This window comes from Streptomyces sp. NBC_00271 (assembly GCF_036178845.1).
Taxonomy (GTDB): Bacteria; Actinomycetota; Actinomycetes; order Streptomycetales; family Streptomycetaceae; genus Streptomyces.
The window spans coordinates 8,098,410-8,113,200 of record NZ_CP108070.1 but is presented as its reverse complement, the minus strand read 5'-3'; the positions used below and the strand labels follow the sequence as shown (position 1 = coordinate 8,113,200).

At 70.0% G+C, this 14,791-nt stretch carries 13 protein-coding genes; 7 read left to right on the top strand and 6 right to left on the bottom strand.

The window, feature by feature from the left end; translation table 11 throughout:
* Positions 1-8 precede the first annotated feature (8 nt).
* Entirely contained in the window at positions 9-1,199 is a 1,191-nt protein-coding gene (locus tag OG798_RS36935) for a polyamine ABC transporter substrate-binding protein (protein ID WP_121414890.1), read from the bottom strand.
* A 458-nt stretch (positions 1,200-1,657) separates the two neighbouring features.
* Entirely contained in the window at positions 1,658-3,097 is a 1,440-nt protein-coding gene (locus OG798_RS36930; RefSeq protein WP_095852344.1) for a gamma-aminobutyraldehyde dehydrogenase, read from the bottom strand.
* 165 nt (positions 3,098-3,262) lie between these two features.
* Here OG798_RS36930 and OG798_RS36925 point away from each other — a divergent pair, with 165 nt between their 5' ends.
* The 7 genes from OG798_RS36925 to OG798_RS36895 all read left to right on the top strand — a co-directional run bounded on the left by OG798_RS36925 (position 3,263) and on the right by OG798_RS36895 (position 9,918).
* Positions 3,263-3,781, top strand: coding sequence for an Lrp/AsnC family transcriptional regulator (locus OG798_RS36925; protein ID WP_054235338.1), 519 nt, complete (start codon positions 3,263-3,265; stop codon positions 3,779-3,781).
* Positions 3,766-5,148 carry an aspartate aminotransferase family protein gene (locus OG798_RS36920; protein ID WP_095852345.1) on the top strand — a complete coding sequence of 461 codons (1,383 nt, stop codon included), beginning with the start codon at positions 3,766-3,768 and terminating at the stop codon, positions 5,146-5,148. Before OG798_RS36925 ends, OG798_RS36920 begins: the two co-directional genes overlap by 16 nt.
* Positions 5,149-5,338: 190 nt before the next feature.
* Positions 5,339-6,076, top strand: coding sequence for an ABC transporter ATP-binding protein (locus OG798_RS36915; protein ID WP_095852346.1), 738 nt, complete (start codon positions 5,339-5,341; stop codon positions 6,074-6,076).
* Positions 6,058-7,302 carry a hypothetical protein gene (locus tag OG798_RS36910; protein ID WP_328758350.1) on the top strand — a complete coding sequence of 415 codons (1,245 nt, stop codon included), beginning with the start codon at positions 6,058-6,060 and terminating at the stop codon, positions 7,300-7,302. The genes OG798_RS36915 and OG798_RS36910 overlap by 19 nt, the downstream gene beginning before the upstream one ends.
* A gap of 166 nt (positions 7,303-7,468) precedes the next feature.
* A complete protein-coding gene (locus OG798_RS36905; protein ID WP_095852348.1) occupies positions 7,469-7,876 on the top strand; it encodes a VOC family protein in 408 nt (135 codons plus the stop codon).
* An 87-nt stretch (positions 7,877-7,963) separates the two neighbouring features.
* Positions 7,964-9,079: an LOG family protein gene (locus tag OG798_RS36900; RefSeq protein ID WP_328758349.1), complete on the top strand. Its 1,116-nt coding sequence runs from the start codon at positions 7,964-7,966 to the stop codon at positions 9,077-9,079.
* A gap of 149 nt (positions 9,080-9,228) precedes the next feature.
* Positions 9,229-9,918 carry an LAETG motif-containing sortase-dependent surface protein gene (locus OG798_RS36895; protein ID WP_328758348.1) on the top strand — a complete coding sequence of 230 codons (690 nt, stop codon included), beginning with the start codon at positions 9,229-9,231 and terminating at the stop codon, positions 9,916-9,918.
* An 82-nt stretch (positions 9,919-10,000) separates the two neighbouring features.
* Here OG798_RS36895 and OG798_RS36890 read toward each other — a convergent pair whose 3' ends face one another.
* Genes OG798_RS36890 through OG798_RS36875 form a run of 4 tightly spaced genes read right to left on the bottom strand, consistent with a single transcriptional unit; the run spans position 10,001 to position 14,682 of the window.
* Positions 10,001-10,804: a maleylpyruvate isomerase family mycothiol-dependent enzyme gene (locus OG798_RS36890; RefSeq protein ID WP_328758347.1), complete on the bottom strand. Its 804-nt coding sequence runs from the start codon at positions 10,802-10,804 to the stop codon at positions 10,001-10,003.
* Positions 10,805-10,814: 10 nt separating this feature from the next.
* Positions 10,815-11,957: an ABC transporter ATP-binding protein gene (locus tag OG798_RS36885; protein WP_328758346.1), complete on the bottom strand. Its 1,143-nt coding sequence runs from the start codon at positions 11,955-11,957 to the stop codon at positions 10,815-10,817.
* Positions 11,957-13,633: an ABC transporter permease gene (locus OG798_RS36880; RefSeq protein WP_443053934.1), complete on the bottom strand. Its 1,677-nt coding sequence runs from the start codon at positions 13,631-13,633 to the stop codon at positions 11,957-11,959. The genes OG798_RS36885 and OG798_RS36880 overlap by 1 nt, the downstream gene beginning before the upstream one ends.
* Positions 13,609-14,682, bottom strand: coding sequence for a thiamine ABC transporter substrate-binding protein (locus OG798_RS36875; protein ID WP_121418300.1), 1,074 nt, complete (start codon positions 14,680-14,682; stop codon positions 13,609-13,611). Before OG798_RS36875 ends, OG798_RS36880 begins: the two co-directional genes overlap by 25 nt.
* Positions 14,683-14,791 lie beyond the last annotated feature (109 nt).

The following is a 14,791-nucleotide window of genomic DNA, read 5'->3' as shown; positions in this document are numbered from 1 at the left end:
CAAAGCCGTCAGAGTCCCGCGATCGCGTTCCAGCGCTTGGCGAACTCCGTGCGTTCCGTGGACGTGATGTCGCGCGCGATCGCCAGCCGCTTGCGCATGGTGGCGTCGGGGAAGATCAGCGGGTTCTCGGCGAGGGCGGCGGTGTCCTCGTCCTTGGAGGAGGCGAGGACGTGCTGGGCGGCCGGGACCGGGCAGACGTAGTTGACCCAGGACGCCAGTTCGGCGGCGACCTCGGGCTCGTAGTAGTAGTCGACGAGCCTCTCGGCGTTGGCCTTGTGGCGGGCCAGGTTGGGGATCATCAGCGAGTCGGACCACAGCTCGGCGCCCTCCTCGGGGACGACGAAGCGGATGTCCGGGTTGTCCGCCTGGAGCTGGATCACATCGCCCGAGTACGCCTGACAGGCCAGTACGTCACCGCTGACCAGGTCCTTGGTGTAGTCGTTGCCCGTGAAGCGGCGGATCTGGCCGCTGTGCACGTACTTCTCGACCTGGTCGCAGACCTTGTGGAAGTCGTCGGCCTTCCACCGGGTGATGTCGACGCCGTTGCCCTGCATGAGCAGCGCGAACGCCTCGTCGAGGCCGGAGAGCAGAGTGACCCTGCCCTTGAGGTCGGAGGCCCACAGGTCCGAGACGTGGTTGATCTCGCGGCCGAGCTTGCGGCGGTTGTACGCGATGCCGGTGATACCGGACTGCCACGGCACGGTGGACTTGCGACCCGGGTCGAACGCGGGCCGACTCAGCAGCGGGTCGAGGTACTTGGCGACGTTCGGCTGCCTGGCGCGGTCCATCTCCTGCACCCAGCCGAGCCGGACGAAGCGCGCGCACATCCAGTCGCTGATGACGATCAGGTCGCGGCCGGTCTGCTGGTGGTTCATCAGGGACGGGCTGATCTTGCCGAAGAACTCGTCGTTGTCGTTGATCTCCTCGATGTAGTCGACGGAGATCCCGGTGCGTTTGCGGAACGCGTCCAGCGTGGGCCGCTTCGTGTGGTCCTTGTCGTCGGTGTCTATGTAGAGCGGCCAGTTCGCCCAGGTCAGTTTCTTGTCGCGGGCCGAGAGGTCGGCTCCGGCGCGGTCACCGGGTGACACGTACGCGGCGGGCACCCCACAGCCCGCGAGGGCCCCGAGCGCCGCACCCCCGCCCAGGGCGCGCAGCAGGGACCGGCGGGACAGGGGCGAGGTCTTCCGAATCTCTGGCACCCCGGCAGCATGCCTGCTGCGACTCGACGCGAACAATGGACGCTGCGTCAAGCGGTCGCGCGCCGACCCGACACCCTGTCGATCGCGTCATTTCCGGTCGGTTACCTCGGGCGATCGCCTCAGGCGGACACCTCGTGCTGCTCCTCGTACGGTTCCTCGTACGGTTCCTCGTACGGAGTCGGCGCGGACCGCCGTGCGCCATCGCCACGGCGGCGACGACGGACAGGCCGAGACCGGGACCGTCGCTGCCGGCGATCCGCGGGACCGGCCGCACGCCGTCCAGTCCGGTCCAAAACCGGATCCAACTCCCCGCGCCGTCCTGACGGTTGGCGTACGGCGTCGTCGACGAGGTCGGCCACCAGGCGCTCCATGAGCCGCTCCTGCTCCCGGCCCGTCGTCGGGACCAGCTGGTGCGGCTGACCACCACGGGGGGGGCCGCACGGTTCACACCGTACGCACTACGCGTCCAGCGACGTCATCACGTGCTTGATCCGCGTGTAGTCGTCGAAGCCGTACGCCGACAGGTCCTTGCCGTAGCCGGACTTCTTGAAACCGCCGTGCGGCATCTCGGCGACCAGCGGGATGTGGGTGTTGATCCACACGCAGCCGAAGTCGAGGGACTTCGACAGACGCATCGCGCGGCCGTGGTCCTTCGTCCAGACCGAGGAGGCCAGGGCGTAGTCGACGCCGTTGGCCCACTCGATGGCCTGGGCCTCGTCCGTGAAGGACTGGACGGTGATGACCGGCCCGAAGACCTCGTTCTGGATGATCTCGTCGTCCTGCTTGAGGCCGGAGACGACGGTCGCGGCGTAGAAGTAGCCCTTGTCGCCGACCTGCTGGCCGCCCGCCTCGACCTTGGCGTGCGCGGGCAGCCGCTCGATGAACCCGGCGACCTGCTTCAGCTGGTTCGGGTTGTTCAGCGGGCCGTAGAGCACGTCCTCGTCGTCCGGCTGACCGGTCTTCGTCTCGGCGGCGGCCTTGGCGAGCGCGGCGACGAACTCGTCGTGGATGGACTCCTGGACGAGGACCCGGGTGGCGGCCGTACAGTCCTGGCCCGCGTTGAAGAAGCCCGCGACCGAGATGTCCTCGACGGCCTTGGCGATGTCGGTGTCCTCGAAGACGACGACCGGGGCCTTGCCGCCCAGCTCCAGGTGAACCCGCTTGAGGTCCTTGGACGCCGACTCGGCGACGGACATGCCCGCGCGTACGGAGCCGGTGATGGAGGCCATCGCCGGGGTCGGGTGCTCGACCATCGCGCGGCCGGTCTCCCGGTCGCCGCAGATGACGTTGAAGACGCCCTTGGGCAGGATGCCGCCGATGATGTCGGCGATCAGGACGGTGGAGGCGGGGGTGGTGTCCGAGGGCTTCAGGACGACCGTGTTGCCGGCCGCGAGCGCCGGGGCGAACTTCCACACCGCCATCATCATCGGGTAGTTCCACGGCGCGACCTGCGCGCAGACGCCGATCGGCTCGCGGCGGATGATGGAGGTCATCCCCTCCATGTACTCGCCGGCCGAGCGGCCCTCGAGCATCCGCGCCGCGCCCGCGAAGAAGCGGATCTGGTCGACCATGGGCGGGATTTCCTCGGACCGGGTCAGTCCGATCGGCTTGCCGGTGTTCTCGACCTCGGCGGCGATCAGCTCCTCGGCCCGCTCCTCGAACGCGTCCGCGATCTTCAGGAGGGCCTTCTGGCGCTCGGCGGGGGTCTGGTCGCGCCAGGCAGGGAAGGCCGCGGCGGCGGCCGCCATGGCGGCGTCCACGTCGGCCTCACCGGACAGCGGCGCGGTCGCGTACGCCTCGCCGCTCGCGGGATTGACGACCTCGGTGGTCCGCCCGTCGGCGGCGTCCCGGAACTCACCGTCGATGTAATTGCGCAGACGACGCAGCTCGGTGCTCACTGCCGGCCCTCCAAGTTCAGGTGTCCAATCGCTGAGACACCCACCCTAATCCGTGGCGCCACGTTTTCAACACCCCCAGTCACCCCTTGACTGCGAAATCCGCAAGCTACGTCCTCGTAAACAACGAATTTCATCGCTACAGCCTTGCGGAACCGTCGAGACCTCGTGCACAGTGAGCTCGTGGCCAGTCGAAGCGCAGACCCCAGGGACTCCACCCGCGAGTCCAGGAACGGCAGTCCCCAGCTGGACTCCGTATCCCTCGCCATCATCGAGCAGCTCCAGCAGGACGGACGCCGTCCGTACGCCGCGATCGGCAAGGCCGTCGGCCTGTCCGAGGCGGCCGTGCGCCAGCGCGTCCAGAAGCTGCTCGACCAGGGCGTGATGCAGATCGTCGCCGTCACGGACCCGCTCACCGTGGGCTTCCGCAGGCAGGCGATGGTCGGCGTCAATGTCGAGGGCGACCTCGACCCGGTGGCCGACGCGCTGACCGCCATGTCGGAAGTCGAGTACGTGGTGATGACCGCGGGCTCGTTCGACATCCTCGCCGAGATCGTCTGCGAGGACGACGACCACCTGCTGGACGTCATCAACAAACGCATCCGGGCCCTGCCCGGGGTGCGCTCCACCGAGAGCTTCGTCTATCTGAAGCTCAAGAAGCAGACCTACATGTGGGGAACCCGATAGCCGTGAGCACACAGGACCTGAGCAAGACCGCGTACGACCACTTGTGGATGCACTTCACCCGCATGTCCTCGTACGAGAACGCGCCCGTTCCCACCATCGTCAAGGGTGAGGGCACCTACATCTACGACGACAAGGGCAAGCGCTACCTCGACGGTCTCGCGGGCCTGTTCGTGGTCCAGGCGGGCCACGGCCGCGTGGAGCTGGCCGAGACGGCCTTCAAGCAGGCGCAGGAGCTGGCCTTCTTCCCGATCTGGTCCTACGCCCACCCGAAGGCCGTCGAGCTCGCCGAGCGCCTCGCGCACTACGCTCCGGGCGACCTGAACAAGGTGTTCTTCTCCACGGGCGGCGGCGAGGCCGTCGAGACCGCGTGGAAGCTGGCGAAGCAGTACCACAAGCTCACCGGCAACCACACGAAGTACAAGGTCATCTCGCGCGCGGTCGCCTACCACGGCACCCCGCAGGGCGCCCTGTCCATCACCGGTCTGCCGGCCCTGAAGGCCCCCTTCGAGCCGCTCGTCCCGGGCGCGCACAAGGTGCCGAACACCAACATCTACCGCGCCCCGATCCACGGCGACGACCCGGAGGCCTTCGGCCGCTGGGCCGCCGACCAGATCGAGCAGGAGATCCTCTTCGAGGGCCCCGAGACGGTCGCGGCCGTGTTCCTGGAGCCGGTGCAGAACGCCGGTGGCTGCTTCCCGCCGCCGCCCGGCTACTTCCAGCGCGTGCGCGAGATCTGCGACCAGTACAACGTGCTGCTCGTGTCGGACGAGGTCATCTGCGCCTTCGGCCGCCTCGGCACGATGTTCGCCTGTGACAAGTTCGACTACATCCCGGACATCATCACCTGCGCCAAGGGCATGACCTCGGGCTACTCCCCGATCGGTGCCACCATCGTCTCGGACCGCATCGCCGAGCCGTTCTACAAGGGTGACAACACCTTCCTGCACGGCTACACCTTCGGCGGCCACCCGGTCTCCGCGGCCGTGGCGCTCACCAACCTCGACATCTTCGAGCGCGAGGGCCTCAACCAGCACGTGCTCGACAACGAGGCCAACTTCCTGCAGACCCTCCAGAAGCTGCACGACCTGCCGATCGTCGGCGACGTCCGCGGCAACGGCTTCTTCTACGGCATCGAGCTGGTGAAGGACAAGGCCACCAAGGAGACCTTCACGGACGAGGAGTCGGAGCGCGTGCTCTACGGCTTCGTCTCCAAGAAGCTCTTCGAGTACGGCCTCTACTGCCGCGCCGACGACCGCGGTGACCCGGTCATCCAGCTGTCGCCGCCGCTGATCTCCGACCAGTCGACCTTCGACGAGATCGAGGGGATCGTCCGTCAGGTGCTGACGGAGGCGTGGACGAAGCTCTGATCTTCCTCCGGGATGATCAACAACGGCCCCGGTGGCGCCCGTTCGAGTGAGAATGGGCGCCCCGGGGCCGCGTGCTGTCCGGCCTCCCGGCCCCGACTCCCTAGCGTGCCCAGTGACCGATCGGCCCCGCCTTCGTTCCCCCGTCCGGGGGATTGGCAGCGCAAATCAGATCTGAACCGAGGTGTACGCGATGGTGGCCCCGCCGGACAACGACGTGCTCTGGGCACGTGCCCTGCACGTCAAGCACAACGGCTCGCCCGCGCTCAACGGTGTCTCGCTCGGCATCCGCGACGGCGAGATCGTCGCCGTCGGCGGCCCGCGCGGCAGCGGCAAGACGACCCTGCTCCAGTGTCTGTCGGGGCAGCTGCTGCCCCAGCAGGGCGAGGTCTGGTTCAACAGCACGCCGGTGCACACCATGGACCCCGTCACCCGCGAACGGCTGCGCCGCGACCGCTTCGGCTGGATCGACCCCACGCCCGTCCTCGTACCGGAACTGAACGCCTGGGAGAACGCGGCGCTGCCCCTGATGCTGCGCGGCTGTGGCCGCCGGGCCGCCAAGACCGCCGCCCTCGAATGGCTGGAACGCCTCGACATCGGCGACTGCGCCCGCAAACGCCCGCACGCCCTGCTCCAGACCGAGCGGCAGCGCGTCGCCATCGCCCGGGCGCTCGCCCTCTCCCCCAAGGTGCTCTTCGCCGACGAGCCGTCCGCCCCGCTGCACAGCGCCGACGGCGCGCACGTCCTGCGCACCCTCACCTCGGCGGCCCGCTCTCACGGCATCACGGTCGTCCTCGCCACGCACTACGCGGACACCGCGGCCCTCGCCGACCGCACAGTGTCACTGCTCGACGGACGGCGCGTGAACACACTCCACCTGCCCCCGGTCCTCGAGGCGGAAGGCCGGGCCGCGTGCTCGCTCTCCGTCTAGCCCGCGGGGCCCATTCCCTCGTCCAGCTGCGCAGACTCCTGGTCGCCGCCGCCTCGGCGGGCACCGGCTTCCTGCTGCTGTGCACGCTGGGGTACGCGCTGGCGCACCCGGACCCCTCGGCCGGCGCGCTGCTCCGGCTCCTCTGGTGCTTCGCGCCCGTCGCCGCCACCGTGCACTTCGCGGTCGCGGTCGCCCGTACGGACCCGGGGACCCGGCCGCGCCCGGGGCTCTCGGCGGTCGGACTCGGCCCCGGCCAGCTGATGGCCATCTCGGCGGTCACCACCGCCCTGTCGACCACGCTCGGCTCGGTGCTCGCGCTGCTCGTCTTCCTGCACCTGCGCGGCGACCTCCCCGGCATGCGCTTCGACGGCGACGCGGCCTTCCTCGCCTCCGACCACCCACTGCCCCTGCCCGCGGCCCTGACACTGCTGCTCCTGGTCCCGCTGGCCGCCTCCTCCGCGAGCGCGGTGGTACTGCGACCGCGGGGGGCCCGGCCGACCCGTCCCCGACGGCCGGGCGCCGCCGGGGACTCCCCCCGTGAGCGGTCCCGTAGGCGCGCCGAGTCCGGCCCGTACGCCGACCAGCCGGGGCGCCTGTTGGATCCGCAGCAGCCCGCCCCTCCGCTGCCCACGCCCGGGGGACTGCCCTGGGGCATCGCCGTCCTCGCGGCGGGCCTTGCCGTGGAGGCGTACGCGAGCCGTTCGGGACCCGGCCTGGCGCTGCCCGGCCGTTTCACGGGCGGCCCCGCCCGGGTGTTCGGCGGCTGGTCCCTGACCGCGCTCGGGCTGATGCTGGCCGCCCCCGCGATCACGCATCTGTGCGGGCGGCTGCTCCAGGCCGTACGCCCCGGCGTGCTGCGGCTGCTCGCCGGGCGCGCCCTGCAGGAGGAGGCCCGGCGCATCGGGCGCCCGCTCGGCGTGGTGTGCGCGGTCGCGTCCGGCGCGTACGCCATGGCGACGGTGTACTCGGGGGCGCGGCCCTCGTTCGGTCCGCTCAGCACGCTCGGGGCGCTGCTCGTGGCCGGGTGCACCGTCGCGACCCTGCTGACGGCGGCGGTCGAGGCCAAGCACGCGCGCGCCGACACCACGGCGGCGCTGCTGCGCATGGGAGCACCGACCACCGTGCTGCGGGGCGCCGCGCTACTCCGCGCGGGCGCGCTGCTCGCCGCGTTCGGCCCGCTGACCTGGGTGGTCGCGGAACTGGCGGCGGCGCCGCTGGTGCGCTGAGCACCCGTACGCGCTTCCTTCCCGTTTGCTTCCCCGCTTCCTCCCCCGCTTCTTTCCCGTTTCTTTCCCGCCGGGCGATGAGTTCCGTGCGGAGTGGCGGTCTACCTCTGCGCACGGCACCACCTCACTTCACCGTCACCGTCACCGTCACCGGGAGAGACCCCTCATGTACCAGCAGATGATCTTCGTGAACCTCGCCGTGAACGACATCGACACCTCGAAGAAGTTCTTCACCGAGCTCGGCTACACGATCAACCCGCAGTTCACGACGGACGACTGCGCCTGCGTCGTCATCAGCGACACGATCATCGCGATGCTGCTGAGCAAGCAGCGCTACGCGGACTTCACGAAGAAGGAGATCGCGGACCCGACGAAGACCAGCGAGGTGTTGCTGTGTCTGAGCGCCGAGAGTCGCGAGAAGGTCGACGAGCTCTGCGACAAGGCCCTCGCGGCGGGCGGCTCGGGGACCCGGGAGGCGCAGGACCACGGCTTCATGTACGGCCGTACCTTCGACGACCTGGACGGCCACACGTGGGAGGTCGTGTGGATGGACCCGGCCGCGGTCCAGAGCTGAGCGCCCCGGGGGGACCCACGTGCATGTCCCCCCAAAGAAGGGGAGACCGCCGCCCGCCGCCGAAGAACCCACCCCTAGCATGGCCGCGTGCAGTCAACTCCCCTTCACGCCGCCCATGACCGCGAGATCGAGTCCCTCGCCGAGTTCGACAAGGTCGTCTCGGAGCACGGCTCGCTCGCCCGGTTTCGCGTCCAGGCCGTGGATCTGACGGACCGTACGGACGCCCTGCTCGCCGTGGACACCACGGGCTCCGTCTTCCTCGGCTGCCCGATGGACCCCGAGGCGGCGGCACGGGTACGGGCCGCCGGCGCGCTCGTCTTCCCACCCATACCCGGACTGCCCTTCGACCCCTACCGCGGGCTGCTCTACTCCCCGGACGAGCTCTTCACGTCGCTCGACGACGGCTACGATGCGACCCCGGACGCCCGCGCGTACGCCTGGTTCCAGCAGACCAAGGCCGACGGCGACGTCTTCGCATCGATGCTGCGCGCGATCCACGACGACTCGGTGTCGGACGCGCTCGACGAACTCTTCGTCGGCACCCGAGTGGTGGGCGTGATGGGCGGTCACGCGATGGCACGCGGCACGGAGGCCTACGAGGGCGCCGCTCGCCTGGGGCGCGAACTGGCGCGTGCCGGGCTCACGGTCGCCACCGGCGGCGGCCCCGGCGCGATGGAGGCGGCGAACCTCGGCGCGTACGCCGCCCCGTTCGACGACGAGATGCTCACCGAGGCGCTCCGGCTCCTCGCCGAGGCACCGTCGTTCACCCCCTCCATCGGCGACTGGGCGCGCGCCGCCTTCACCGTGCGCGAACGCTGGCCGGACGGCGGCCCCTCCGTCGGCATCCCGACCTGGTTCTACGGCCACGAGCCGCCGAACGCCTTCGCCGCCCGCATCGCCAAGTACTTCGCCAACGCGACCCGGGAGGACGGGCTGTTGGCCCGCTCGAACGCGGGTGTCGTCTTCCTGCCGGGCGCCGCCGGGACCGTACAGGAGATCTTCGACAACGCGACTCCGAACTACTACGAGTCGCGGGGTGAGCCCACCCCCATGGTTCTCGTGAACCGCGCGCATTGGACCGAAAAACACCCTACTTGGCCCCTTCTCCAATCCCTTGCCCATGAACGGTCGATGGCGTCCCGGATCGCACTGGTGGACCGGATCGAGGACGTGCCGGAGGCGCTCAAACGCCTCGGCGGTTAATGACAAGGCAAAGCCGGTGGCACGGCAGGGCATATGCATTGACAGCCCTTAGGTGGCACTTATAAACCTGTGAGGCCCGAGGGGGCCCTGTTGACACAGCAGAAACCCCCTTAATCCCCCCGCAGTTGCGCATTCTGTGAAGGGCAATCGTGTCCATATCTCGCCGTACCGCACGTTCCGTGCGAATCCTCGGTGTCGCCTCCGCCACCGCCGCGCTCGCGCTCGGTGCCGCCGGCAACGCCCTTGCCTGCAACATCAGTGAGTTCTCCGCCGAAGCCAAGTGCGACGGCACCAAGGGCATCATCTCCGTCAAGGACGTGGACGCCTCCGGCACTTCGGCGATCGTCTCCGTGTTCCTCGAGAACAACGGTGCCGACGTGCAGAAGGTCGGCCAGCAGGAGGTCAAGGGCTCCCGCGAAGGCGTCACCATCACCTTCGTCGAGGACTGGAAGCCGAACGCCACGTACCGCGTCCACGTCAAGGCCGGAAACCTGGTCGACGCGGACATCAAGGGCAACGTGACCGCTCCGCCCACGGCCTGCGCGACCGAGTCGCCGTCGCCGTCGGCCTCGGAGACCCCGGAGCCGTCCGAGACCCCGTCCTCGCCCGCCTCCTCGGGGACGCCTTCCGCGAACCCGTCGGAGTCGGAGAGCAGCGCCGCGCCCGCGACGCCGGGCGACAACGCCCCGTCCCCCGCGGCCGGTAGCTCCAACCTCGCCGAGACCGGTGCGAACTCCAACACGCCGATGATCGCCGGTATCGCCGGTGCCCTCGTGGTGGTCGGCGGCGGAGCGGTGTTCTTCGGCATGCGTCGCCGCGGCGCCTCGAAGTCGAGCTGAACCGCACACCGTACGTCCGCGTGAAACGTGTGGCCCGTCCCTCTCGAAGGGGGCGGGCCACACGCCTGTCCGGGTACGCCGGCTAGCCGAAGGTCGCCCGCTCCAGCCAGAAGTCCAGCAGCTCCCTCTCCCCCAGCACCTCCAACCGCCCGTCGTCCAGAGGCAGTCGGCGGTAGAAGGCGAGCAGGACGTCGGTGAGCGGGCCGCGCAGCGCGACAGTCGCCTTCTCGTGGTCCCGGCGCCAGGAGACGCCCTCCTCGGTGAGCTCGACGACCCACTCGGCGTTGAGTTCGGGCGGGGTGTCGGTGGCGTGCAGGTGGATGCTGCGGCCCGGGCCGCGCAGTTCGGCCGCGGCGCCGTCGTGCGGCCGCGTCCGCTGCACGAACTCGATGATCCCGAGCCATTCGTCGATGGCGTCCGCGGCCACATCGGGCGCCACCTCGTACGGCAGCCCGGCCGCCAGCGTCGCGTCGGCTCGGTGGATCACCAGCTCGTGCGTCATCCGGCGGGCCCAGAAGCCGGAGCTGAGGTCCCCGGCCCAGGCCCACACCTTGGTGTCGGGCCCCGCCTCGCGCAGCGCGGCGACGAGCATCTCGCCGGTCTCGGCGAGCCAGGCGTCCAGCGCGGCGGGGTCGCCCTCGGCGGCGGGGGGTCCCTCAAGGAGCGGCACCTGCTCGTCCTCGATGTTCTCCTGTGCCTTCGTGCGGACGATGAGCTCGACCCAGCGCAGCGCCCCGCCCGCGTGCCGCACGAGCCGCTCCAGCGACCAGTCCGGGCAGGTCGGCACGGTCGCGGACAGATCGGCCCCGGACGTCACCACGTCCCTCAGCCGCCGCACCTCCAGTTCGATGGCGTCGCAGTAGCGGTCATGTGCGAGTAGCGTCATGATCCGCACCCTATGGCGCCGACGGCTCCCCGAGCACGACGATTTCGGCTGCCTCGAACGCCACGCCAACCTCGCCACCGGGCGCGGGCGCCTCCCGCAGCGCGCACGCCGCCTCGATGGGCGGCGCGCCTTCCGGCTTCAGCTGTACGGCGACGTGGGTGCCCCGGAAGGTGCGTGCCGCCACGGTGCAGCGCAGCCCGTCCGCCGGGGCGACCAGCCGCACCCCCGCGGGCCGTACGAGGAGCGTGCCGGGGCCCTGCGCGGTACCCTCCGGCACCGGGACCTTCCCCCACGGGGTGTCCGCGAGCCGATCGCGCACCGTCGCCGCGACCACGTTGTCGAAGCCGAGGAAACGGGCCACGAACTCGTCCGCCGGGTACTGCCAGACCTCAAGTGGCGTGCCGGACTGGGCGATCCGCCCCTCGCGCATCACCACGACCCGGTCGGCGAGCGCGAAGGCCTCGCCCTGGTCGTGGGTGACGGCGAGCACCGTCGTTCCCAACTCGCCGAAGAGCTGCCGGAGTTCGAGGACCAGCCGTTCCCGCAGCGAACGGTCCAGCTGGCCGAGCGGCTCGTCGAGCATCAGCAGCCGGGGGCGCGGGGCGAGCGCGCGGGCCAGCGCGACCCGCTGCTGCTCACCGCCGGAGAGGGCGGCGACGGCGCGTGCCCGGGCTCCGGGCAGCCCCACCAGCTCCAGCAACTCCTCGACTCGCGCGCCCTGTTGCTCCTTCGACGCGCCATGCATCCGCAGCCCGAAGGCGACATTGCCGCCCACGTCCCGCTGCGGGAAGAGCTGGTGGTCCTGGAACATCAGCCCGACACCCCGCTTGTGCGCGGGCACCCCGGCCTGGTCGTGTCCCGCCAGGAGCACGCGGCCCGTGTCGAGCGACTGCAGTCCGGCCACCGCCCGCAGCAGCGTGGACTTTCCGCTGCCGCTCGGTCCGAGCACACACACGATCTCGTGCTCGGCGACGTCGAGGTCGACGGCGTCGAGCACCGGCCGACCGCCGAAGCGTACGGTCGCGGCCTCGACCCTCAGCAGGGCGTCGCGCGTCCGGGTCTGGGTTCGTATCTGGGTCCGGGTCCGGGTCCGGGGATGCTCCGCCGTCCCCTCCTGCGTCCCCTCCGTCGCTTGCTTCGTGAGTCGCGCCATCAGAACTCCCCCGTCCGGTCGGTGCGGATGCGTTCCAACAGCAGCAGGGCCACCGCGCACACCACCATCAAGATCGTCGAAAGGGCCATCGCCTGGCCGTAGTTGAGGTCACCCGCGCGCCCGAGCAGCCGGGCCACGGCGACCGGCAGGGTCGGGTTGTCGGGCCGCGCGATGAAGACCGTCGCCCCGAACTCGCCAAGCGACACGGCGAAGGCGAACCCCGCCGCGATCAGCAGCGCGCGCCGCACCAACGGCAGATCGACCTCCCGCCACACCCGCCAGGGCGAGGCTCCGAGGACGGCGGCGGCCTCCCGGAGCCGTCCGTCCACCGCCCGCAGCACCGGCAGCACGGTGCGTACGACGAAGGGGACGCCCACCAGAGCCTGCGCGAGCGGCACCAGGATCCAGGAGGAGCGCAGATCCAGCGGCGGTTCGTCGAGCGCGATCAGGAAGCCGAACCCGACGGTCACGGCGGACACGCCGAGCGGCAGCATCAGCAGCGCGTCGAAGCCCCGTACGAGACGCCCGGTCCGCCTGGTGAGGGCGGCGGCCGCCAGACCGCCGATCACGACGGCGATCGCGGTGGCGGCGAGCGCGTACTCCAGCGAGTTGCCGATCGCCGCGATCGGCGCCACCAGGAAGATGCCGCTGTCGGCCGAGGTCAACGCCTTGTAGTACGCGAATCCGTAGCCGCCGGGTGCGTCCAGGGACCGCTGGACCAGTACCCCGAGCGGCAGGACGAGAAGAACGAGGATGCTCGCCAGGACCCCACCCAGCAGCGCCCACTGGCCGGCCCCGCGCGGCCTGCGCACGGTCAGCTCCGGAGCGCCCAGGCGCAGGGCGGTCTCCCGGCGGCGTACGGTCCAGGCGTGCACGGCGAGGATCGCGCCGACGGCCACGAACTGGACGATCGTCAGCACCGCCGCGGTCGCGAGGTCGAAGATCTCCGAGGTCTGCCGGTAGATCTCGACCTCGAGGGTGGAGAAGGTCGGCCCGCCGAGGATCTGCACCACACCGAACGAGGTGAAGGTGAACAGGAAGACCATCAGCGCGGCGGCGGCCACGGCCGGGCTCAGCGCCGGCAGCGTCACCCTGCGCCAGGCCGCGAACCGGGAGGCACCCAGCATCCGCGCGGCCTCCTCCTGACGCGGGTCGAGCTGCGACCAGAGCCCGCCGACGGTCCGTACGACCACCGCGTAGTTGAAGAAGACGTGCGCGAGCAGAATCGCCCAGACGGTGGTGTCCAGCCGTACACCCCACAGCTGGTCGAGGAATCCGCCCCGGCCCAGCAGGGCCAGGAACGCCGTACCGACCACGACCGTCGGCAGTACGAACGGGACGGTCACCACCGCCCGCAGCACCTGCTTGCCCCTGAAATCGAAGCGCGCGAAGACATACGCGCCGGGGAGCGCGATCAGCAGCGTGAGCGCCGTGGAGGCGAGCGCCTGCCAGGTGGTGAACCACAGGACGTGCCGGATGTCGGACTGCGCGAGCACCTCACCGATCCGTCCGAACCGCCAGGCCCCGTCGATCTTGAGACCACGGGCGACGATCGCGGCGACGGGATAGGCGAAGAAGACGGCGAAGAACGCGACGGGCAGGGCCATCAGCCCCATCCGCGTCGCGCTCTCCTTGCGGCTCTTTCGAGACGCTACTTCAGTACGAGCGAGGTCCACGACTTGACCCACTGGTCACGGTTGTCGGCGATCTTGGCGGGCGCCAGGGTCTCGGGGTTCTTGGCCTGCGGGCCGAACTTCACGAACTCCTCGGGCACCTGAGCGGTCTCGCGGACCGGGTACACGAACATGTTCAGCGGCATGTCGTCCTGGAACTTGACGCTGATGAGGAAGTCGAGGAGCGCCTTGCCGCCCTTCGTGTTCTTCGCGTTGCTCAGCAGCCCCGCGTACTCGACCTGGCGGAAGCAGGTGCCGCTCGCGACCCCGGTCGGCGCGGCCTTCGGCTTCGGGTCGGCGTAGATCACCTCGGCGGGCGGGGAGGAGGCGTACGAGACGACCAGCGGCCGGTCGGCCTTGGCCTTCTTGCCGCCCGCGGACCCGGAGAACTCGTCGTTGTAGGCCTGCTCCCAGCCGTCGACCACCTTCACACCGTTGGCCTTGAGCTTCTTCCAGTAGTCCTGCCACCCGTCGTCCCCATACTTCGCGGCGGTCCCGAGCAGGAAACCGAGGCCGGGCGAGGACGTGCCCGCGTTCTCGGTGACGAGGAGGTTCTTGTACGCGGGCTTGATCAGGTCGTCGAAGGAGGCCGGCGGTGCCAGCTTGTGCTTGCTGAAGTAGGCCTTGTCGTAGTTGACGCAGATGTCACCGGAGTCGATGGGCGTGACCCGGTGCCTGTCCTGGTCGATCCGGTACTGCTGGACGATCTGGTCGGAGCCCTTGGCCTCGTACGACTGGAACAGCCCGTTGTCGAGCGCGCGGGACAACAGGGTGTTGTCGACGCCGAAGAAGACGTCGCCCTGCGGGTTGTCCTTGGTGAGGATGGCCTTGTTGACGGCCTGCCCGGCGTCGCCGTCCTTGAGGACCCTGACCTTGTACCCGGACTGCTTCTCGAAGTCCGCCAGCACGCTCTTCGAGACGGCCCACGAGTCGTGGCTGACGAGCGTGACGGTCTTGGAGTCCCCGGCACCGCCGCTGTCGGAGGACCCGCACGCGGACAGCGTGACGAGGCCCAGCCCGATGACGACGGCCGTGGTCTTCCTCTTGGTGATCACTGAATTCCTCCTGGGATGACCAGGAAGAGACGCGGCCCTGCCCGGGATCCTCGGAAGGTTCCCGGGCAGGGCGCAACAGCTTGAGTGATGCCCGAACTTCCTACCC

Excerpts from the sequence above, each read along its gene's own strand:
- OG798_RS36915 (WP_095852346.1), top strand. The coding sequence starts at position 5,339 with ATGGTGGCCCCGCCGGACAACGACGTGCTCTGGGCACGTGCCCTGCAC.
- OG798_RS36905 (WP_095852348.1), top strand. The coding sequence starts at position 7,469 with ATGTACCAGCAGATGATCTTCGTGAACCTCGCCGTGAACGACATCGAC.
- OG798_RS36890 (WP_328758347.1), bottom strand. The coding sequence starts at position 10,804 with ATGACGCTACTCGCACATGACCGCTACTGCGACGCCATCGAACTGGAG.
- OG798_RS36885 (WP_328758346.1), bottom strand. The coding sequence starts at position 11,957 with ATGGCGCGACTCACGAAGCAAGCGACGGAGGGGACGCAGGAGGGGACG.